General features: G+C 66.1%; 19 protein-coding genes. 12 read left to right on the top strand and 7 right to left on the bottom strand.

Annotated features, from left to right (window positions below; all coding sequences use genetic code 11):
- Window positions 1-109 precede the first annotated feature (109 nt).
- The 4 genes from Q8P46_13610 to rsmA all read left to right on the top strand — a co-directional run bounded on the left by Q8P46_13610 (window position 110) and on the right by rsmA (window position 5464).
- Window positions 110-2449 carry an LPS-assembly protein LptD gene (locus tag Q8P46_13610; protein MDP2621185.1) on the top strand — a complete coding sequence of 780 codons (2340 nt, stop codon included), beginning with the start codon at window positions 110-112 and terminating at the stop codon, window positions 2447-2449.
- Between the two features lie 168 nt (window positions 2450-2617).
- Window positions 2618-3580 carry a SurA N-terminal domain-containing protein gene (locus tag Q8P46_13605; GenBank protein ID MDP2621184.1) on the top strand — a complete coding sequence of 321 codons (963 nt, stop codon included), beginning with the start codon at window positions 2618-2620 and terminating at the stop codon, window positions 3578-3580.
- 25 nt (window positions 3581-3605) lie between these two features.
- Window positions 3606-4616: a 4-hydroxythreonine-4-phosphate dehydrogenase PdxA gene (gene pdxA, locus Q8P46_13600; GenBank protein MDP2621183.1), complete on the top strand. Its 1011-nt coding sequence runs from the start codon at window positions 3606-3608 to the stop codon at window positions 4614-4616.
- Complete coding sequence (gene rsmA, locus Q8P46_13595; GenBank protein ID MDP2621182.1) at window positions 4613-5464, top strand: 16S rRNA (adenine(1518)-N(6)/adenine(1519)-N(6))-dimethyltransferase RsmA; 852 nt, start codon at window positions 4613-4615, stop codon at window positions 5462-5464. Before pdxA ends, rsmA begins: the two co-directional genes overlap by 4 nt.
- Window positions 5465-5561: 97 nt before the next feature.
- On the opposite strand, the gene gmk is transcribed toward rsmA, so the two are convergent.
- The 7 genes from gmk to fabD form a co-directional block, all read right to left on the bottom strand.
- Window positions 5562-6167 carry a guanylate kinase gene (gmk, locus tag Q8P46_13590; GenBank protein MDP2621181.1) on the bottom strand — a complete coding sequence of 202 codons (606 nt, stop codon included), beginning with the start codon at window positions 6165-6167 and terminating at the stop codon, window positions 5562-5564.
- A 37-nt stretch (window positions 6168-6204) separates the two neighbouring features.
- Window positions 6205-7092: a YicC/YloC family endoribonuclease gene (locus Q8P46_13585; GenBank protein MDP2621180.1), complete on the bottom strand. Its 888-nt coding sequence runs from the start codon at window positions 7090-7092 to the stop codon at window positions 6205-6207.
- Window positions 7093-7242: 150 nt separating this feature from the next.
- Window positions 7243-8562, bottom strand: coding sequence for an endolytic transglycosylase MltG (gene mltG / locus Q8P46_13580; protein MDP2621179.1), 1320 nt, complete (start codon window positions 8560-8562; stop codon window positions 7243-7245).
- 105 nt (window positions 8563-8667) lie between these two features.
- A complete protein-coding gene (fabF, locus tag Q8P46_13575; GenBank protein ID MDP2621178.1) occupies window positions 8668-9933 on the bottom strand; it encodes a beta-ketoacyl-ACP synthase II in 1266 nt (421 codons plus the stop codon).
- Window positions 9934-10008: 75 nt separating this feature from the next.
- Complete coding sequence (locus tag Q8P46_13570) at window positions 10009-10245, bottom strand: acyl carrier protein (protein MDP2621177.1); 237 nt, start codon at window positions 10243-10245, stop codon at window positions 10009-10011.
- Window positions 10246-10484: 239 nt separating this feature from the next.
- Window positions 10485-11222, bottom strand: coding sequence for a 3-oxoacyl-[acyl-carrier-protein] reductase (gene fabG, locus Q8P46_13565; GenBank protein MDP2621176.1), 738 nt, complete (start codon window positions 11220-11222; stop codon window positions 10485-10487).
- A 61-nt stretch (window positions 11223-11283) separates the two neighbouring features.
- A complete protein-coding gene (gene fabD / locus Q8P46_13560) occupies window positions 11284-12225 on the bottom strand; it encodes an ACP S-malonyltransferase (GenBank protein ID MDP2621175.1) in 942 nt (313 codons plus the stop codon).
- 363 nt (window positions 12226-12588) lie between these two features.
- Between fabD and rpsF the strand changes: the two genes are divergently transcribed.
- From rpsF to radA, 8 genes are all read left to right on the top strand, one after another.
- Complete coding sequence (gene rpsF, locus Q8P46_13555) at window positions 12589-13092, top strand: 30S ribosomal protein S6 (protein MDP2621174.1); 504 nt, start codon at window positions 12589-12591, stop codon at window positions 13090-13092.
- Window positions 13093-13095: 3 nt separating this feature from the next.
- On the top strand, window positions 13096-13344 hold the full coding sequence (gene rpsR, locus Q8P46_13550) for a 30S ribosomal protein S18 (GenBank protein MDP2621173.1): 249 nt from the start codon (window positions 13096-13098) through the stop codon (window positions 13342-13344).
- 96 nt (window positions 13345-13440) lie between these two features.
- A complete protein-coding gene (locus Q8P46_13545) occupies window positions 13441-14460 on the top strand; it encodes a DUF2232 domain-containing protein (protein MDP2621172.1) in 1020 nt (339 codons plus the stop codon).
- A gap of 43 nt (window positions 14461-14503) precedes the next feature.
- Window positions 14504-15166 carry a 50S ribosomal protein L9 gene (rplI, locus tag Q8P46_13540; GenBank protein MDP2621171.1) on the top strand — a complete coding sequence of 221 codons (663 nt, stop codon included), beginning with the start codon at window positions 14504-14506 and terminating at the stop codon, window positions 15164-15166.
- Window positions 15167-15314: 148 nt separating this feature from the next.
- Window positions 15315-16568 carry a cyclopropane-fatty-acyl-phospholipid synthase family protein gene (locus Q8P46_13535; GenBank protein MDP2621170.1) on the top strand — a complete coding sequence of 418 codons (1254 nt, stop codon included), beginning with the start codon at window positions 15315-15317 and terminating at the stop codon, window positions 16566-16568.
- 145 nt (window positions 16569-16713) lie between these two features.
- Window positions 16714-18213, top strand: coding sequence for a replicative DNA helicase (locus Q8P46_13530; protein ID MDP2621169.1), 1500 nt, complete (start codon window positions 16714-16716; stop codon window positions 18211-18213).
- Window positions 18214-18263: 50 nt separating this feature from the next.
- Window positions 18264-19403 (top strand): alanine racemase, encoded by a 1140-nt coding sequence (gene alr, locus Q8P46_13525; GenBank protein MDP2621168.1) that lies wholly within the window; start codon window positions 18264-18266, stop codon window positions 19401-19403.
- Between the two features lie 5 nt (window positions 19404-19408).
- Window positions 19409-20824 carry a DNA repair protein RadA gene (gene radA / locus Q8P46_13520; GenBank protein MDP2621167.1) on the top strand — a complete coding sequence of 472 codons (1416 nt, stop codon included), beginning with the start codon at window positions 19409-19411 and terminating at the stop codon, window positions 20822-20824.
- The last annotated feature ends 54 nt before the right edge of the window (window positions 20825-20878 follow it).

Raw genomic sequence — 20878 nt, 5'->3', positions numbered from 1 at the left:
GGGGTCGATTTGACCGGGTAATGCTCTTATTGTGGCCCCGGCATGGGGAGATGGTATGCGGCTAGCTCGAGCCGGCGCGGCAGATCACACGCTTCGGCGGCGTAGAGTTGTGTACTCCGGCCGAGAGGTGGCGGCGCGGGTGTGTTCGCGGGTCGGCCGCCTTTTGGCGTTTGCAGCCCTGCTGTGCCTGGCGGCAGCGCCGCCCGTGCCGGCTCAGGGGCCTGGCTTTCTCCAGCTTCCCGATGCCAAGACCGGCATTCCCCTGCTCGTCCAAGCCGACGAGATGATTTACGACTACGACCTCGATCAGGTCACCGCTTCCGGCAATGTCGAGATTTACTACGCCGACTACGCGCTGACCGCCGACCGCGTCATCTACGACAAACGCCACGATACGGTGACGGCACTGGGCAACGTCCGCCTCAGGGAGCCGGACGGCAACGTGCTGTTCGGCGAAAGTCTCACCCTAACCGGCGATTTCCGCGAAGGCTTCGTGCGCTCCCTGTCGGTGCTGACGCCGGAAAATGCGCGCATTGCCGCCGCCACGGCGCAACGCCGGGAAGGCAATCTGATCATCTTCAATCGGGCCGTCTACACCGCCTGCAAGATCAACCCCGAGACGCCGGAAAAGGCACCGATCTGGCAGATCAAGGCGGTCAAGATCGTGCACAACCAAGCCGAAAAAGTCATCGAATATGACGACGTCACCTTCGAGTTCGCGGGCGTGCCGATCGCCTATCTGCCTCATTTCAGCCATCCGGACCCTTCGGTGAAGCGCAAGTCCGGATTTCTGACGCCGCGGTTGCGCGTCTCCTCGCAGCTCGGCGCAAGCGTCGAGGTGCCCTATTTCTGGGCCCTAGCGCCGGATTACGACCTGACCTTCAGCCCGCGGGTGACCAGCAAGCAAGGCGTTCTGGCCAAGGCGGAGTGGCGCCAGCGGCTGATCAGCGGCAGCTACTACATTCGCGCCGCCGGCATCAGTCAGCTCGATCCGGACGCGCTGCCGGCGCCCGGCAACGAGCGCTTGCGCGGCTCGGTGCAGAGCGCCGGCGCCTTTCGGATCAACGAGTTCTGGACCACGGGATGGGACATCACCGCAGTCTCGGACGATACGTTCCTGCGCGTCTACGACCTGGATTCGGATACCGAGCAGGTGTCGGAACTCTTCCTCACCGGCTTGAGCGACCGCAACCACTTCGATCTCAGGGCGATGCATCTGAGGAATTACGCGAGCCCGGCGACCTTCACCGACCCGGCCGGCATCCTGCCCTTCGGCACACCGATCGATCCGGCCACCGACACCGCATTTCTCGTCGGCGGCGTGCCGTTGCCGCCGCCGGACCAGCCGCTGGTTCATCCGGTGCTGGACTATAACTACCTGTTCGACCAGTCGGTGATGGGTGGCGAACTCGGCTTCAACCTGCATGCCTACAGTCTCACCCGGGACGTCGGCGCGGATGCCAGCCGGATCATCGCCGACGTCGAATGGCGGCGCACTTTCACCGACAGCCACGGCCAGCAATTCACGCCGTTCTTCGACTTCCGCGGCGATGTCTACTGGGTCAACGAGGTCTTCGACGCGACGGTCCTGCCCAGCGGCCTCAGGAGTCAGGAAACGGTGACGCGGGGCATGGCGGCGGCCGGCGTCAATTACAGCTTCCCGTTCATTTCGACCCATTCCTGGGGCAACCAGGTGATCGAGCCGATCGCGCAGTTGATCGTCCGCCCCGACGAGCAGAATCGCAGCCAGATCTCCAACGAGGACGCGCAGAGCCTGGTCTTCGACGACACGATCCTGTTCGACATCGACAAATTCTCCGGCTTCGACCGGGCCGAGGGCGGATCCCGCGCCAATGTCGGCGTGCGCTACACCGTGCAGACCAACGATTGGGGTTACGGAACCGTGCTGCTGGGTCAGTCTTTCCACCTCGCTGGCGCCAACTCGTTCGATCCGACGACCGGGCTCGGCGGCGACAGCTCCGACATTGTCGGCGCGGTCATCCTGGAGCCGGCTAGTAGTTTCGGCTTGGCGACTCAGTTCCGCCTCGACCGCGACAGTTTCGACATTCGCCGCCACGACCTCAAGAGTTGGGCCCGCGCCGGTCCGGTCTTCGCTTCGGTGACCTATTCCAAGCACATGCAAGCGCCGACCCCCGGCGTCATTAGCGATCGCGAGGAGGTCCTCACCAGTGGGTCGCTGGATCTCACCAGCAATTGGCGCCTGTTCGGCCATTTCCGCTACGACCTCGCCGGCGGCACGCGCGTGCAAAGCGGTGTCGGGCTCGGGTATTTCTGCGATTGCGCCACGGTTCGGGTCGATTATTCGGAGGACTATTTCCGCGACCGTGACGACAAGCCGAACCGAACGGTATCGCTGTTCATCGATTTGAAAACGCTCGGCTCTACGACGATTTCAGCCGGGAACGCCTCCCTGCCCGAGCCCTATTGAGCCTCGGCACGTGCGGCGGAGCGGCGGGCCCGTTTTGCCTGGATCAGCCCCCCGGTCATTGGGAACCAATTGACCGGAGCAGGTTGCAGGTGGCACAAAATTGCCGACTTTGCCAGCTAACCGCCACGATGGGTGCCAAGGCGAATCGATGACGGAACGATTGAAGCGATGACATCTGCTGCGACAACCATGCAAAGGCCAATTCTCTCCGCATTGCTGGGCTTGGCCCTGACGAGCATGCTGGCGGCGCTTTGCGGCGCGCCGGCCATGGCCCAGAATGCCCAGGGCATCGCCGTGCTGGTCAATGACGAGCCGATCTCCAACTACGACGTACAACAGCGCGTGCGGCTGATCACCGTCACCACCGGCCAGCGTGACACCAACCGTCTGCGCAGCCGGGCGATCGACGAATTGATCGAGGAAAAGCTCATCATGCAGGAGGCCAAGCGCCTCAATATCAATGTGCCGCAAGAGGGTGTGCAGCAGCAGCTCAAGGATATCGCCCAACGCACCAAGATGACCGTGCCTCAATTCACGCGCGCTCTGAGCGGCGTTGGCATCAACATAAGTTCGTTTTCCAAGCGCATCGAGACGCAGCTCGTTTGGCCTCTGGTCATCCGCGCCCGCTTCGGCCGCAACCTGCAAGCGCGCCCGGAGGATGTCGACGAGGCGCTGCGGCACATTGAGGGTCCCAAGATCTCGACGCGCTATGAATTCATTCTGCAGGGCATTCTGTTCATCGTGCCCAAGGATGCTTCCGAGGCGACGGTGAACGCACGGGTCAACCTGGCCAAGCACCTTCAGCGCGGCTTCCGCTCCTGTGCGGAGACCAAGGCGCAGGTCGCCGGCGTGCCCGACGTGGTGATCAACGATCTCGGCCAGCATACCTCGGACGCCATGTCGCCTGCCGAGCGCAAGACGTTCGACGAGCTCGGCGTCAACCAGACGACGGCGCCGCGAATCCACGACACCGGCGTCGAACTGATCGCGGTCTGCGCCAAGAACGAAATCAAGGACGAGAAGCTCGCCCGGCGGACGGCGGAAATCGAGCTGATCAATAAGGAATTCGAGGCCATGTCCCGACGGCATCTGCTCGATCTGAAGCGGGACGCCGTCATCGAGCGGCGTTAGGCCTTTGGCCGGTGCATCCGGACCAATGGCCGAGCCGCCGCCACTGCTCTTGACCATGGGCGATCCGGCCGGGATCGGGCCGGAGATTGCTGCCCGGGCTTGGCTCGCGCGCGAGCGGGAAGGACTGCCGGCCTTCGCCTATCTCGGCGACCCGGACGATTTGCGCGCAAGGGCCGCCGCCTGCGGGCTCGAACTCCGCGTCGAACCCGCCGAGCCGGAGGCGGCAGCGCGGCTGTTCTGCGAAGCGCTGCCGGTTGTCCCCGTGCCGCTGGCCCGCCCGAGCCGCGCCGGTCAGCCTGATGCCGCCAATGCGCCCTGCATCATCGCCTGCATCGAGCAGGCGGTGGCGCTGATCCATGACAAGCGCGGCGCCGGCCTCATCACCAACCCGATCCACAAGGCGGGCCTTTACAACGCCGGATTCGACTATCCCGGACACACCGAGTTTCTCGGCGCCTTGGCGCTCAAGGCGTGGGGCCGGCCCGCGCGCCCGGTCATGATGCTGGCCTCGGACGAGCTGCGCGTCGTGCCGGTTACGATCCACATCCCGCTTGCCGCCGTGCCGGGCGCCCTGAGCACGGCGCTGATCGTCGAGACCGGGCGTATCGTCGCCCGCGAGCTGACCGACAAGTTCAGGATCAAGGCCCCGCGCCTCGCCGTTTCCGGGCTCAACCCCCATGCCGGGGAGGCCGGCGTGCTGGGCACCGAAGAAGCGACGATGATCGCGCCGGCCGTCGCCCAGCTCCGCGCCGAGGGCATCGATGCCTTCGGCCCGGTGTCTGCCGACGCCCTGTTTCACGCTGCCGCCAGAACGCGCTATGACGCGGCCCTTGCCATGTATCACGACCAGGCGCTGATCCCGATCAAGACGCTGGCCTTCGATCGCGCGGTCAATGTCACCCTCGGCCTTCCCTTCGTGCGCACCTCGCCCGACCACGGAACCGCCTTTGGCATCGCCGGCAGCGGTCGGGCCAGCGCCACGAGCCTGATCGAAGCGATCAGGCTTGCCGGCCGCCTTGCCGGATCCCGGCCTTGACGGGCCTTGGCGAACTGCCGCCGCTGCGCGAGGTCATCGCCAGACACGGCCTTTCCGCGCGCAAGAGCCTGGGCCAGAATTTTCTCCTCGACCTCAACTTGACCGGCCGCATCGCGCGCGCCGCAGGCCCGCTTGCGGGCGTCACGGTGATCGAGGTCGGGCCGGGGCCGGGCGGCCTTACCCGCGCGCTCCTCGCCGAGGGCGCCGCCAAGCTCGTCGCCATTGAGCGCGACGAACGCTGCCTCGAAGCGCTCAAGGAGATCGCCGCCTGCTGCCCGGGACGGCTCGAAATCGTCTCCGGCGACGCGCTGAAGACGGACTATGCATCGCTTGCGCCGGCGCCCGTGCGCATCGTCGGCAACCTTCCCTACAATATCGCGACGCCGCTTCTTACCGGCTGGCTGTCGGCCGAGCCCTGGCCGCCCTTCTTCGACCGGCTGGTGCTGATGTTCCAGTTGGAGGTGGCCGAGCGGATCGCGGCTGCGCCGGGCAGCAAGGCCTATGGCCGGCTCGCCGTGCTGGCGCAGTGGCGCACCCGGCCGCGCATCCTGTTCACGGTGAGCCCGAGAGCCTTCGTGCCGGCGCCGAACGTGACCTCGGCCCTGGTCGAGCTTGAGCCGCAGGTGAAACCCTATCCGTGCCGGCGCCGGACGCTTGAGCGATTGACCGCGGCCGCCTTCGGCCAGCGGCGCAAGATGCTGCGATCGAGCCTCAAAGGGCTCGGCGACAAGGCGTGGGTGGAAAAGGCGATTGCCGCTCTGGAGGCGCTCGGCATCGCCGAGACGGCGCGGGCAGAGACCGTCAGCGTCGAGCAGTTCTGCGCCATCGCCCGCGCCCTCGACGCCTAGAGCATGTTCCGCAAGAGTGGGAACCGGTTTTGCGAGAACAACATGCTCGACCAAAAAGATAGGACCGAAATCGGATTCGCATCAGGTGGATTTCGGACTACAAGTCCGCCTGAATCCCGTGCACGAAATCGGCAAGGCCGGCGCGCCGCTCGCGGCGCAGCCGCTCGGCGGCAAGGATGGCGCGCAGCCCCGCAAGACTCTCTTCCAGGTCCTGGTTGACGATCACGAAGTCATATTCCAGCCAGTGGTCGAGCTCGGTGCGGGCGCCGGCCAGACGGCTCGAAATGACCTCGGCGCTGTCCTCGGCGCGGCGCTCGAGCCGCGCTCTGAGCTCGCCCGCGGAGGGCGGCAGGATGAAGACGCCGACCATGTCTGCGCGCGCCTTTTCGGACAATTGCCGCGCGCCCTGCCAGTCGATGTCGAACAGCATGTCGCGGCCGGCCGACAGCGCCTGCTCGACGGGTTTGGCTGGCGTGCCGTAAAGGTTACCGTGGACCTCGGCCCATTCCAGAAGCTCGTCGCGGGCGCGCAGTGCCTCGAAGCGCTCTTCGGTGATGAAATGGTAATCCGTCCCGTCCACCTCGCTGTGGCGGCGCGGCCGCGTCGTCACCGAAATCGAAAGGCTGATATCGCCCTCGGCCTCAAGCAGCAGACGGGTCAGGGTGGTCTTGCCGGCCCCCGAAGGCGAAGACACCACCAGCATCAACCCGCGGCGTGGCATCGGCGGTGGCGCGGCCCTGCTATTCAATGTTCTGCACCTGCTCGCGGAACTGGTCGACGAGGGACTTCAGTTCCAGGCCGATCGCGCTCAAGCTCACGTCGGCCGCTTTGGCGCACAGCGTGTTGGTCTCGCGGTTGAACTCCTGCGCCAAGAACTCGAGCCTGCGCCCGACCGCGCCTTCGGTCTGGAGAAGCTCGCGCGCCGCCGCCACATGGGATTCGAGACGGTCGAGCTCCTCCTGGATGTCGGACTTGGCGGCAAGCAGAACGGCTTCCTGGTGCAGGCGGTCCGGTTCGAGCTGGTCGCTCGCCTCGAGCAGTTTTTGCACCTGGGCGGTGAGCCGCTCGCGCACCGCCGCGGGCTTTCGCGCGGGGAGCTCGGTTGCGGCATCAGCGAGCTTGGCCATGGAATCGAGTTGGGCGGAAAGCACCTCGCCGATGCGCGCGCCTTCCTCCGTGCGCATGGTAATCAGCGCATCGAGCGCGGCATCGAACGAGGCCTCAATGGCGGCACGGCACGCTTCGGTTTCCGCCTCGTTCTGCTGCGGTTCGACAAGCTCGACGACGCCCTTCAGCGCTAACAGCCCGTCAAGTCGTGGCGGGTCCGCCTCGATGCGCCCGCGCAAAGCCTCCGCCGTTGCCAACATCTGCTTCAGGACGGCCATGTTGATGCGCGCCTCCGAGACCGGTGTGTCGGACTGGACCTGAAGGCTCGCCTGGACGGAGCCGCGCGCGAGCCGGCCGCTCAGCCGCTGGCGCAACCCCACTTCCAACCGCTCGAAGCCGGCCGGCAGGCGCAGTCGCAGATCGAGACCGCGGCCATTGACGCTCCTCACCTCCCAGAACCAGCGCAGCGGCCCGCGCGCGTCCTCGCTGCGCGCGAATCCGGTCATGCTCATGAGGGTCATGAATGGGGATCCGTTCCCGTCCTCCGCGCCGGCGATTCGCGGGCACGCAGGGACTTTACAGAGCCGGGCCGTCGCCCTCAAGGGCGCGAGTCGGCAGCTTGCAGCGGTTCCCGGTCAGCTGGACTCAATTCGACCGGAAATCGCGCTGGATCATTGCAGGGAATACGCCCCCGGACTGGCCTCGCCCGCCGAGCCGGGCAACGGGCTCAGATTGAGATTGAGCGGCATGGGGGGCAGCGGGTCCGGCGACTCAGCCTCAGCGACCGGCTGCTCCGATTCGACCTCCTCGCGTTGCGCCTCGCGCTGCGCCTGCTTCTGCGCATCGCGCCAGCGGGCGACATTGCGATTATGCTCTTCCAGCGTGGCGGCGAACACATGACCGCCGGTCCCGTCGGCGACGAAGTACAGATCCTGGGTGCGCGAGGGATTGGCCGCCGCCTCGAGCGCCTCGACTCCCGGATTCGCGATCGGCGTCGGTGGTAATCCTCCGACCTGGTACGTGTTGTAAGGGGTCACCTTGTCGATCTCGCTCTGCCGGATCGGCCGTCCGAGGCTCCCATTGCCGCCGGCAATGCCATAAATGATGGTCGGGTCCGATTGCAGCCGCATCGACCGCTTCAGGCGATTGATGAAGACGGAGGCCACGCGCGGGCGCTCGTCGACCCTGCCGGTCTCCTTCTCGACGATCGAGGCGAGGATCACCAGCTCCTCGGGCGATTTCAGGGGCAGGTCCTTGTCACGGCGCTCCCAGATGCGGGCGATCGCCCGCTCATGCGCCCTGCGCATGCGTCTGATCAGGGCGCTGCGCTCGGTGCCGCGGGTCACCTTGTAGGTCTCCGGCAACAGCGTGCCTTCCGGCGGCACTTCACCAGCCCCGCCGGTCAGCACTTCGTCCTGCATCAGCCGGGCGATGATCTGCGCGCTGGTCAGCCCTTCGGGGATAGTGATCTTGTGCAGGATCGCCCGGCCCTCGATCAGTCGGTCCATGACGTCGCGCATGCTGACCTGCTCCGGAAACAGATATTCCCCGGCCTTGAGGTTGCTGGCGGCCTTGGCCACATAGACACCGGCGAGAAACAGGGTGCTGTCGGCAATGACGCCCTCCCGCTCGAGGCGGCTGGCGATCTGAGTGACGGTGGCGCCCTCCGGAACGACGACCGCGCGGGTCTGCCTCAGCGGGCCCGGTGCCTCGAACTGCTGCTTGAGGATGAAGAATATTCCGCCCGAGGCGATGAACAGGAAGATCAGAAGCGAGATGAGGCCGTTGCCGAGCATCATGACCGGGTGGCGCTTGCCGCGCCCGTCATCGGGCGGCTGCGGCACGTGTTCCGGCTGGATCGCCTCTCTCGGCGAGCGCGGATAATAGTGATCGGCTCCGGCGTTGCCGAATTCCAGATGTCCCAGAATCTCTTCCGGCTGATCAGGTGCCGCGTCCACCTCGGCGGCATTGCGAGACTTCAAACCAAACACATCGCCCTTCCGTGATCGCGAGCCTTGCCTTGGGGATCAGAAACTAGCCCAGAATTTAGCGATGATTATGGCGAAACGGTGAGCGGCCGATGCCGCCCATGCAGGTCAGCCATCGTAGCGGCGAAAGATTAATGATGCATTGGTCCCGCCGAAGCCGAAGGAGTTGGACAGCACCGTGTCGATATCTCTTTCCCGCGCCTTGTGGGCGACGAGGTCGATCACCGTGTTGACCGACGGATTGTCGAGATTGATGGTCGGCGGAGCCACCTGATCGCGGATGGCGAGAATGGAGAAGATTGACTCCACCGCGCCGGCTGCCCCCAGCAGGTGGCCGATCGCCGACTTGGTCGACGACATCGACAGCCGGCCGGCGGCGTTGCCGAACACCGTTTCGACCGCGTGCAGCTCGATCTCGTCGCCGAGCGGGGTCGAAGTGCCGTGCGCGTTCACATAGTCGATATCTGCCGGCTCGAGGCCGGCGCTCGCGATCGCCGCGCGCATGCAGCGCCGCGCGCCGTCGCCGTCCGCTGCCGGCGCGGTTATGTGATAGGCATCGCCGGACAGACCATAGCCGACGATCTCCGCATAGATATTGGCGCCGCGCGCCTTGGCGTGCTCCAGCTCCTCGACCACCACGATGCCGGCCCCCTCGCCCATGACGAAACCGTCGCGATCCCTGTCGTACGGCCGCGAGGCGCGTTCCGGCTCGTCGTTGAAAGCGGTGGACAAAGCCCGGCACGCGGCGAAGCCGGCCATCGCCAAGCGGCAGACCGGGGACTCGGTGCCGCCGGCGACCATGACCTCGGCATCGCCCAGCGCCACCATGCGCGCCGCGTCGCCGATCGCGTGGGCGCCGGTCGAACAGGCGGTGACGACGGAATGGTTCGGGCCTTTTAGCCGGTGCCGGATGGAAACGTAGCCCGAGGCCAGATTGATGAGACGGCCGGGGATGAAGAACGGGCTCAAGCGCCGGGGCCCGCGGTCGCGAACCAAAAGCGCGCCCTGCTCGATGCCTTCCAGACCCCCTATCCCCGAACCGATCAGGACGCCGCTGCGGACTTCCTGCTCATAGGTGGAGGGGTGCCAGCCCGCGTCGTCGAGCGCCTGCTCGGCCGCGGCCATCGCAAAGGTGATGAACTCGTCGACCTTGCGCTGCTCCTTGGGCTCCATCCAGTCGTCGGGATTGAACGTTCCACCCTCGCCGTCGCCGCGCGGCACCCGGCAGGCGATCTTGGCGGAAATGTCGGAAACGTCGAACTCTACGACTCTACGGGCGCCGCTCAGGCTCGCGATCAGACTGGACCATGTGGTCTCGACCCCGCATCCCAGGGGCGTCACCATGCCGAGGCCGGTCACCGCAACTCGTCTCATCGGCAATCATTCCAGACGACTGTACTGAAGAGCCACCCGGCGGACGAGGCGCTCACCGGCTCAGCCGAACAGGCCTTAGCTGGCGTTCTTTTCAAGAAACTTGACGGCGTCGCCGACCGTCAAAATGGTCTCGGCGGCATCGTCCGGGATCTCGCAGCCAAACTCCTCTTCGAATGCCATAACGAGCTCAACCGTATCCAGGCTGTCGGCCCCCAGATCGTCGATGAAACTGGCGTTTTCCGTGACCTTTTCGGGTTCCACGCCGAGATTCTTGACGACGATCTTCTTTACCCGCTCTGCAATGTCGCTCATAGGCTGCTTCCCCGTTAATTTCCAGACGAACCGAAAGGAACGACCCCGCGGAGCCAAGGCAAGTCCGTGCTCCCCCCGCGCTTTAAGGCCGCCAGCGAAGGGTCCCTCCCTGATCCGGTGAGGTTCGGTCGGCGCGGTTGGTATCACACTTTGCCGCCCTCGACCACCCAAGCCCTTTACCAGCTTACCGACCTGTCCATCAAGCGTGATTGTCGCCGCAGGCAGCGCCCGCCGGCGCATCAGATCATCGCCATTCCGCCGTTCACATGCAGGGTCTGGCCGGTCACATAGGCGGCCTCGGAACTGGCAAGGTAAACCACCGCCGCGGCAACCTCCTCGGCGCTGCCGAGGCGACGGACGGGAACCTTGGTAAGGATCGCCGCGCGCTGCTTGTCGTTGAGCGCTTCGGTCATCGCCGTATCGATGAACCCCGGGGCAACGCAGTTGGCGGTGATGTTGCGGCTGGCGACCTCCTGGGCGAGCGCCTTGGTCATGCCGATCATGCCGGCCTTGGCGGCGGCGTAGTTGCCCTGTCCGGCATTTCCGGTGACGCCGACGACCGATGAGATGCCGATCACCCGGCCCCAGCGCCGCTGCATCATGCCGCGCAGCGCGCCGCGCACGATGCGGAAGCCGGCGGTCAGATTGACGTCGATGACGGCCTGCCAATCCTCGTCGCGCAGGCGCAGGAGCAGTCCGTCGCGGGTCATCCCGGCATTGTTGACGACAATGTCGAGGCTGCCCATCGCCTCCTCGGCGCGCGCGGCAAGGGCATTCACGGCCTCAGAATCGGACAGATCGCACGTCATCGCGTGGGCGCGCTCGCCGAGTTCGGCGGCCAGTTCCTTTAGCAACGGCTCGCGCGTGCCCGACAGGGTTACCGTTGCGCCGCGCCCATGCAGGGCCCTCGCGATGGCCGCGCCGATGCCACCGGATGCGCCGGTGACGAGCGCACATTTCCCCTCAAGATCGAACATTTGCAGGACTCCGGTCAGCTACGGCTGGGCATGTGAAGGCGGGCGCCGGTTTCATGCCGACTCAGGCGAGTTCCGGGGCGTGGGCGGCAATTTCGTCGGGCGTGCCGACGGCGTGCGCGCGCAATTCCCGGTCGATGCGCTTGGCCAGACCGGTCAGTACCTTACCGGCACCGAGTTCGTAAAGGGTGTCGACGCCGTTCTGCGCCATGAAGGCGACGCTTTCGCGCCAGCGCACGGTGCGGGTCACCTGTTCGACCAGCCGCCTGCGGATGTCGTCGGGCTCGGTGATGGGCGCCGCGGTGACGTTGCAGACCAGCGGCACGGCGGTGGGGCGCACCTCGGTCGCGTCCAAGGCATCGGCCATGGCGTCGGCCGCACGCGCCATCAGGGCGCAATGGAACGGTGCGCTCACCGGCAATAGCAACGCCCGTTTCGCGCCCCTGTCGGCGGCGATCCTGATCGCCCGCTCGACCGCCGCCTTGGTGCCCGAGACCACCACCTGGCCCGGCGCATTGTCGTTCGCCGCTTGGCACACCTCGCCTTCGGCGGCGGCATTCGCGACCTCAACGGCGGCGTCGAAATCGAGCCCGATCAGGGCCGCCATTGCCCCCTCGCCCAACGGCACCGCCTTCTGCATCTCGCTGCCGCGCAATCTCAGCAAGCGGGCGGTATCGGCGATGGAGAGCGCGCCGGCGGCGGCGAGCGCGGAATATTCGCCGAGCGAGTGGCCGGCGACATATTTGGCCGCCTCGGCAGTCTTGACGCCCTCCGCCTCGAGCACCCGCACCACTGCCAGGCTGACCGCCATCAACGCCGGCTGGGTGTTGGCGGTGAGCGTCAGTCGGTCCTCCGGGCCCTCCCATATGATGTCGCTGAGCTTCTCGCCGAGCGCCTCGTCGACCTCGTCGAAAACGGCGCGCGCCTGGCGGTAGGCGTCGGCCAAGGCTCGACCCATGCCGACCTGCTGGCTGCCCTGGCCGGGAAACACGAATGCAACCGCCATCTTGCCTTGCCCCCTGATGATGCGCGAGATGGAAGGCGCAAAGTGAACCGATAAGTTGCGATGTCAAGATGCAGCGCCGCCACGCGCCCGGATCGGGTCACGCGCACCCCGTCGAGGCCACTTGCATTGCACAGCAAAAGCCTTATAAACGCGGCCGCTGCAACCGTTTCGGCCGGAGGCTGAACGGAAGGCCGCCAAGTCCTCGGGGCACCATGATTTCCGAGGAACCGCGGCAGGGCCTTGTCGGCCCGGCTTCCCGTGTCTCCGCTCTTTTGCGGTCCTCTTTGAGCCTTTCCGCGTCTTCGCCGGCTTGAAAAGGGGCTTTGCGCCGAAACAGCGAAGTGAAGGAAAGGCCGAAATTCCATGCCGCATTACGAGCATGTGTTCCTGACGCGCCCGGACGTGTCGGCGCAGCAGGTGGAGCAACTTGCCGAGACCTACAAGTCGATCATCGCCGATCAAGGTGGAACCATCGCCAAGACCGAGCAATGGGGTCTGAAGTCGATCGCCTACCGTATGCAGAAGTGCCGCAAGGCGCACTACACCTTGATGAACGTTACCGCTCCACCTGCCGCGGTCGCCGAAATGGAGCGGCAGATGCGGCTCAACGAGGACGTTATTCGGTTCCTGACCATCCGCGTTGAGGCCCACGAAGAAGGCCCTTCGGCGATGATGCGTCGCGAAGCGCGCGAGGAACGCCGCGGTCCGCGTCGCGATGGTGACCGTGACCGCGACCGTGACCGCGACCGTGAGCGGCGGCCGCGCGGCAGGTCGTCCGAGCGCGCGGAGGCGGGACCGGCGAAGGAGGCCAGCAAGGAGACCGAGAAAAAGGCCGTGAAGGCCGATACTGAGGCGGAGGCTGACTAAGAAATGGTGGATGTCGCACAGATGCCGGTCCGGCGGCCGTTCTTCCGCCGCCGCAAGACCTGCCCCTTCTCCGGTCCGAACGCGCCGAAGATCGACTACAAGGATGTCAGGCTCCTGCAACGCTACATGTCGGAGCGCGGCAAGATCGTGCCGAGCCGCATCACAGCGGTGTCGGCGAAGAAACAGCGCGAGCTCGCCCGCGCGATTAAGCGGGCGCGGTTCCTCGGTCTCTTGCCCTACCTTATTCCTTAGGGCCGGAACCGGATTTGAATCTCGGTTGGGACGCAGCCCGCGTCGGACAGGCGGGGTCCAGCGTCTCTAACCGCTTGAAGCGGGACAGCGCGAGACATGGGTTATCAGATCGCCATCGGCTTGGCTGCGGGGCTTGCCGCCGCGCTGGTCTACAGCGCGGCAAACACCGGCACGCCGGCGGCGCTCATCCTGTTCTACGTTGGCACGCTGCCGCTGTTCATCGCCGGCCTCGGCTGGGGCTGGGCCACGGCCGGCCTTGCCGCCATCGCCGGCGCCGTTGCCGTCATGTTCGCCCTCGGGTCGCTCGGCAGCCTCATCTTTATGCTTGCGATCGGTGCGCCGGCGGCTTGGCTCAGCTATCTGGCCGGCCTGTCGCGCCAGACGCAGACGGCGGCCGGCCCGAGGCAGGAATGGTATCCGCTGGGCCGCCTTGTCGCTTGGAGTTCGGTGATCGGAGGCTGCCTGATCCTGCCGGCCATCGCCGCTTTCGGGTTCTCGCTCGAGGCCTATGAGGAGAGCATTCGCGGCGTCTTCGAGCGTCTCATTTCGAACGGCGCGGAGGGGGTGCCGGACGTGCCGCCGGGCTTGGATGCGGAGCAGCTCGCGACCCTTTTTGTGCGCCATATGCCGCCACTGTCGGTGATCATATGGATGGCGGCGACGCTCGCCTGCATGTATCTGGCGGCGCGCATCGTACTGGTCTCCGGAAGGTTCAGGCGACCGTGGCCGGATCTGAAGCGCTTCGAGCTGCCGAACGGGCTCACCATGGCGCTGGCGGCAAGCCTCTTAGCGTCGTTTCTGCCCGGGCTTGCCGGCCTCATCTCCGGCGCCTTCGCGGCCGGCTTCGCTTTCGCCTATACACTCTTGGGCCTGGCGGTCCTGCATGTGGTGACCTTGCCGAGCCCGATGCGGCCGATCTTTCTGGGCGGCGTCTATTTCGCGCTTCTGTTTCTCGGCTGGACGGGAACCGTGCTGAGCTGGACAGGCGCGCTGGTCGCCATGCTCGGCCTGGCCGAGCCGGTGCTCAATTTGCGGGCGCGGACATTCGCCCGCATGCGGGGACGTGGCGGCCCGCCGGCGCCCAGAAACGACAATTCCAATTCAAGGTCCGATTGACGGATTCGCTGACGCAACAGCGACATGGGTAGGAGCAACAAAGATGGAAGTCATTCTTCTCGAACGCATCGCCAAGCTCGGCCAGATGGGCGAGGTGGTCCGCGTCAAAGACGGCTATGCGCGCAATTTTCTGTTGCCGAAGGGCAAGGCCATGCGCGCCAACAAGGCCAATCTGGAGCGCTTCGCGCGCGACCGCGTGCAGCTCGAGGCGCGCAATCTGGAGCGCAAGAGCGAGGCCGAAGAGGTCGCGGCCAAGCTTGGCGGGCAGAGCTTTACCGCCATCCGCTCGGCCGGCGAGACCGACCAGCTTTACGGTTCGGTGTCGACCCGCGACATCGCCGACGTGATCAGCGAGAACGGCTTTTCCGTGCAGCGCACGCAGGTGCAGCTCAATATGCCGATCAAGACCCTCGGCCTGCACCAAGTGGCGATCGCGCTTCATCCCGAGGTCGAGGCCATGGTCACCGTCAATGTCGCGCGCAGCAATGAGGAAGCCGAACGCCAGGCGCACGGCGAGGCCGTGACGCTCGCCCGCGAGGAGAAGATCGAGGAACAGGCGGCGCCGGCCCTGGAAGAGCTGCTCGAGGACGCAGAGCAGGCGCGCGAGGTGGCCGCCGAACTCGCCGAGGAGGAGGCCTCTGAAGCCGCGGAAAGCAAGGCGGAAGCGGACGCCGCGCCGGCCGAGGACGAGGAAAGGACCGAGTAAAACGGGCGAACGTGCCGCTTGAGCCGTCGGCGCAAGCCAGAACAACACGCCAGTCTCACACCCGCGTCCCAAGAGCGGTTATTGCCGAACGCGATAAGTTACGTAAAATGCGATCCGGCATTATCCAAGTAGCGGCAGTTGGGACGTCATGCCCTGGTTCTTGCTCGATCGTATGTTGCGACGCATGGTCCGCCACGGCGCGCTGGAGGTGGTCGTTCCGGACGGGTCGCTGCTCAGCTACGGCGTGACGGGCGCCAAGCCGCGGGTGCGCATCGCGGTCGACAAGTCGTTGCTCGGCTGGCGGATTCTGCTGCGCCCCAGCCTCGCAGTTGGCGAGGCCTACACAGACGGGCATCTCAGGATCGTCGAGGGCACGCTGCGCGATTTCCTCGACATTGCGCTGATTTCGCGGGCCATGGCCTTGCCTGCCGGTCGGTTCGGGCGGCTGCTTGAACGGTTGGCGGAAATTTTCAACTATCCGAAGGTGCTCAACTGGGTCGGCCGGGCGGAGCGCAATGTCCGCCACCATTACGACCTTTCGCACGCCCTCTATGAAATCTTTCTCGATTCGGACCTGCAATATTCCTGCGCCTATTTCTGCGAAGAGGAGGAAACGCTCGAGCAGGCGCAGGTCAACAAGCAGCACCATCTGGCGCAGAAGCTGCTTCTCGCGCCGGGCATGCGGGTGCTCGACATCGGCTCGGGATGGGGTGGGCTGGCGATCTTCCTGGCTCAGAATTTCGATGTCGAGGTCACCGGCGTGACCCTCTCCGTCGACCAGTACGAGGTGTCGAACGCGCGCGCCGCGGCGGCCGGCCTCGCCGACAGGGTCAAATTCAAGCGGCTCGACTATCGGCTGGAGAAGGGCCCCTACGACCGCATCGTGTCGGTCGGCATGTTCGAGCATGTCGGTAGACCGCACTACCCCGAGTTCTTCGAACACGTTTACGACCTGCTCACCGAGGACGGGGTCGCGGTGCTGCACACCATCGCCCGGATGACCCCGCCGGCGCCGATCAATCCGTGGATCAGGCGTTACATCTTTCCCGGCGCCTATCTGCCGAGCCTGTCGCAGCTTGCACCGATCCTCGAGCGCCGCGGCTTCTATCTGACCGATTTCGAGAATTGGTGCCTGCATTACGCCGCCACGCTGCGGCACTGGAGCGAGCGCCTGGCCGCGCACCGCTCGCAGGTGGAGGAGATGCTCGATGAGCGCTTCTACCGCATGTGGCAGTTCTACCTGCATGGCTCCGAGGCAGCCTTCCGCCATCAGGGCTTGACGGTGTTCCAGATGCAGCTTGCGAAAAAAATCGATTCCGTACCCCTGTCCCGGGATTACATCTATGCTGTCGGCCCGCCGCGAATCGGCGAGGCAAAGCTGCACCGCATAGCCGGGCGGTAAAGGTCAAGCATTTCAGCGTCAATGACGGCCCCAAATTCGGGCGCCTGTGAATAGCGGGTATGAATGGCGATTTGTGCCGCCTGCGGCTTGTTGTCGGGCGTCGGCGGCGTTATCGCTTTAACCAACAGACCGAACGATAAGAATTATGGACAGCACAAGCCAAGCCCGGACGGCGGACCCGGGCGACGACTTGCCCTTCCGCCAGGCGCCACACAATATCGAAGCCGAACAGGCGCTGATCGGGGCCATCCTGGTCAACAATGACGCCTATTTCCGGGTCATGGACTTCCTTGAGCCGGGGCATTTCTTCGAGCCGGTCCACGCCCGCATCTACGACATCGCCGGTCAGCTCATCCGGGCGACCAAGCTTGCCTCGCCGATCACGCTGAAAACCTTCTTCGAGAGAGAAGAGCTTGTTCCGGGCGTCAGCGCCCAGGCCTATCTGGCGCGCCTTGCCGGCGCGGCCACCACGGTCATCAACGCCGCCGATTACAGCCGCGCCATTTACGACCTCGCCATCCGCCGCAACCTGATCCTGATCGGCGAGGATCTGGTCAACACCGCCTTCGATTCGCCCGTCGAGCACCCGCCCCAGGCGCAGATCGAGGAGGCCGAGCAGCGCCTGTTCGAACTCGCCGAGCGTGGCAAATACGGCTCGGGCTTCCTCAACTTCTCCGCCGCCCTCACCCACGCCGTCGACATGGCGGCGGCCGCCTATCAGCGCGACGGCGGCCTGTCGGGGCTGGCCACGGGCTTTCGCGACCTCGACCGGATGATGGGCGGGTTGCAGAGCTCCGACCTCGTCATCATCGCCGGCAGGCCGTCCATGGGCAAGACGGCGCTCGCCACCAACATCGCCTACAATATCGCCAACAAATATCGCACCGAGACCGACGCAGACGGCACCGAGCGGGTCGTCGACGGCGCGGTGGTCGGCTTCTTCTCGCTCGAAATGTCGGCCGAGCAGCTGGCCACGCGGTTGATCTCCCAGGAGGCCAGAATCGCCTCGAACCTTATCCGCCGCGGCAAGATCGACGAGGCGGAATTCGGCCGCCTGCAGACCTTCGCTCAAACGATGCAGAACATCCCGCTCTACATCGACCCGACCGGCGGCATCACCGTCGCCCAGCTCGCGGCCCGCGCCAGGCGCCTGAAGCGGCAGCGGAACATGGGCCTGATCATCGTCGACTATCTGCAGCTGCTGTCCGGATCGAGCCGGCGAGCGGCCGAGGGCCGGGTCCAGGAGGTTTCGGAAATCACCACCAATCTCAAGGCTTTGGCGAAGGAACTTAATGTGCCGATCCTGGCCCTATCGCAGCTTTCCCGCCAAGTTGAGAACCGCGACGACAAGCGCCCGCAGCTCTCGGACTTGCGCGAATCCGGCTCCATCGAGCAGGACGCCGATATCGTCATGTTCGTCTTTCGCGAGGAATATTACCATTCCCGTCGCGAGCCCAAGGCGGGCACCGACGATCACCTGAAATGGCAGGCGGAGGGCGAAAACATCCTCAATCTGGCCGAGGTGATCATCGCCAAGCAGCGCCACGGGCCGATCGGCACCGTGAAGCTGCAGTTCACCGGCGAGTTCACCCGCTTCCACGACCTTATCGAGGAAGGCCATCTGCCGCCGGGCTGGGAGGATTAGGATCCACGCGCCGCTTGATCGTGGTCGCCTGAGCGGGCACAACAGCCGCCATGGCCGTTTCAGCAACCGAGGAGGCCGGCGCCAGGCTGACCATCGACCTGAAGGCGCTCGCCGCCAATTACCGCCTTCTGGCCGGCCGCGTCGGGGCTGCGGAATGCGCCGCCGTGGTCAAGGCCGACGCCTATGGGCTTGGCGTCGAAAAGGTCGTGCCGGCGCTGGCTGATGCGGGCGCGCTGACCTTTTTCGTCGCCCTGCCCAATGAGGCGCGCCAGGTCCGCTCGCTTGCCGGCGAGGCGACGGTCTATATCCTCAACGGGCTGACGCCGGGGGCGGCCGCGACCTATGCGGAAATCGGCGCCCGGCCGGTTCTGTGCACGGCAGACGAGGTCGCCGAGTGGGCCTCCTTCTGCCGCGCGGCGGGCAAGCGGCTGCCGGCGGCCCTTCATGTCGACACCGGCATGAACCGGCTCGGCCTGTCGCTTGCCGAGGCCCGCGCCTTGGCGCGGGAGACAGCCGGCGCGCTCGACGATTTCGAGCTTGCTCTGGTGATGAGCCATTTCGTCTCCTCAGAGCTTCCCGACGATCCGCTCAACGCCAGCCAGATTGCCGATTTCGCAGCCCTCGGGGCCCTGTTCGCAGGCGTGCCGGCGAGTCTTGCCAACTCTTCCGGGATTTTCCTGTCGCAACAACCGCATTTCGACCTGGTGCGCCCCGGCTACGCGCTTTACGGCGGCAACCCGCAGCCGGGCTTGCCCAATCCCATGGCTCCGGTGGTGCGGCTCGAAGCGCGCATCATGCAGCTTCGCAACGTCAAAGCCGGCGCCACTGTCGGCTACAACGCTCAGTGGACCGCGCCCGGCCCGCGGCGCCTTGCGACGCTGGCGCTCGGCTATGCCGACGGATTTCCGCGCCCTGCCGGGGCTGCCTGCGATCGGCCCGGCGGCGGCGCGATTATCGCCGGCAAGCCCTGCCCCGTCGTCGGGCGGGTATCCATGGACTTGATCGTCGCCGACGTGACCGGGCTTGGGGAGGGCGCGGTGCGGCGCGGTGATTGGGCCTGCGTGCTTGGTCCCGAGATCGGCGTCGACGCGCTCGGCGAAGCCGGCGGCACCATCGGCTACGAGATCCTCACCCGGCTCGGCCGCCGCTTCGCCCGCATTTATGTCGACGGCACGACAGGGGCCGCCTGACCCCCATGGCCCGCCCGCGCAACCCCTTCGTCTGCCAGAGCTGCGGTGCGGTGGCGTCGAAATGGAGCGGGCGTTGCGAATCCTGCGGCGAATGGAACACGCTTGTCGAGGAGCAGGCGGTTCCTCCCGCCCCCGGCCGCAAGCCGCGCAAGGGCCGCGCCTTTTCGCTGACCGCTCTTGACGGCAAGCTGAGCCCCGCCCCGCGCACCGGGACGGGCATCGCCGAGCTCGACCGGGTCACCGGCGGCGGTCTGGTGCCGGGCTCGGCGATCCTGGTCGGCGGCGATCCCGGCATCGGCAAGTCGACGCTGCTGTTGCAGGCGGCGGCCTCGGTTGCGGCCGGCGGCAGGCGGGCCGTCTATATCTCCGGCGAGGAGGCGATCGCCCAGTTGCAGCTTCGCGCCAAACGCCTCGGGCTTGACGGCGCCGGCGTGGCGCTGGGTTCCGAGACCAACGTCGAGGACATCCTCGCCACGCTTCAATCCGAACCGCCGGCAGGCCTCGTGGTGATCGATTCGATCCAGACCATGTGGAGCGACGCCGTGGAATCGGCGCCCGGCACCGTCGCCCAGGTGCGTGCCGCGGCCCAGGCGCTGATCCGCTACGCCAAGGGCTCGGGCGCGGCCGTAGCCCTCGTCGGCCACGTCACCAAGGACGGCCAGATCGCCGGCCCCCGCGTCGTCGAGCACATGGTCGACGCGGTGCTCTATTTCGAGGGCGACGGGCTGCACCAGTTCCGCATCCTGCGCGCGGTCAAGAACCGCTTCGGGCCGACCGACGAGATCGGCGTCTTCGAGATGACCGGCGAGGGCCTGAGCGAGGTCGCAAACCCGTCGGCGCTGTTCCTGAGCGAGCGCGATGGGGGAACGCCGGGGGTCGCCGTCTTCGCCAGCATGGAGGGCACACGGCCGATCCTGGTCGAGGTGCAGGCGCTGGTCGCGCCCTCGCCGCTCGGCACACCGCGCCGCGCCGTGGTCGGCTGGGACGCGAGCCGTCTGGCGATGGTGCTTGCCGTGCTCGACGCGCGCTGCTCCCTTAGGCTTGCCGGCCTCGACATCTATCTCAACGTCGCCGGCGGCTTGCGCATCGCCGAGCCTGCCGCCGATCTCGCCGCCGCGGCGGCCATCGTCTCTTCGCTCGCCGACGTGGCGCTTCCCGCCGATACGGTCTATTTCGGCGAGATCGGCCTTTCCGGCGCTATCCGCCGCGTCGGTCACATGCCGGCGCGACTGCGCGAGGCGGAAAGCCTCGGCTTCCGCGCCGCAGTGTGCCCGGCGGCGGGCGGCGACAAGGACATGGCGGCGACGAAACTGAAGCTTGAGCCCGTATCGCGGCTCTACGAGCTCGTTTCCCTGATCGCCGCGGCCGCAGGCCGGCCACTGGAGTCGCTGCGCGTTGTTCCGGCCGGCGCCGGGGACTAGAGCGGTTCATGGTTATAGGGAACCATTTGACCGGGATGATTTTGCGCCGGGGCC

This window comes from Hyphomicrobiales bacterium, assembly GCA_030688605.1.
Classification (GTDB): domain Bacteria; phylum Pseudomonadota; class Alphaproteobacteria; order Rhizobiales; family NORP267; genus JAUYJB01.
The sequence above is the reverse complement of the archived record's forward strand: the minus strand, read 5'-3'. Positions and strand labels throughout refer to the sequence as shown.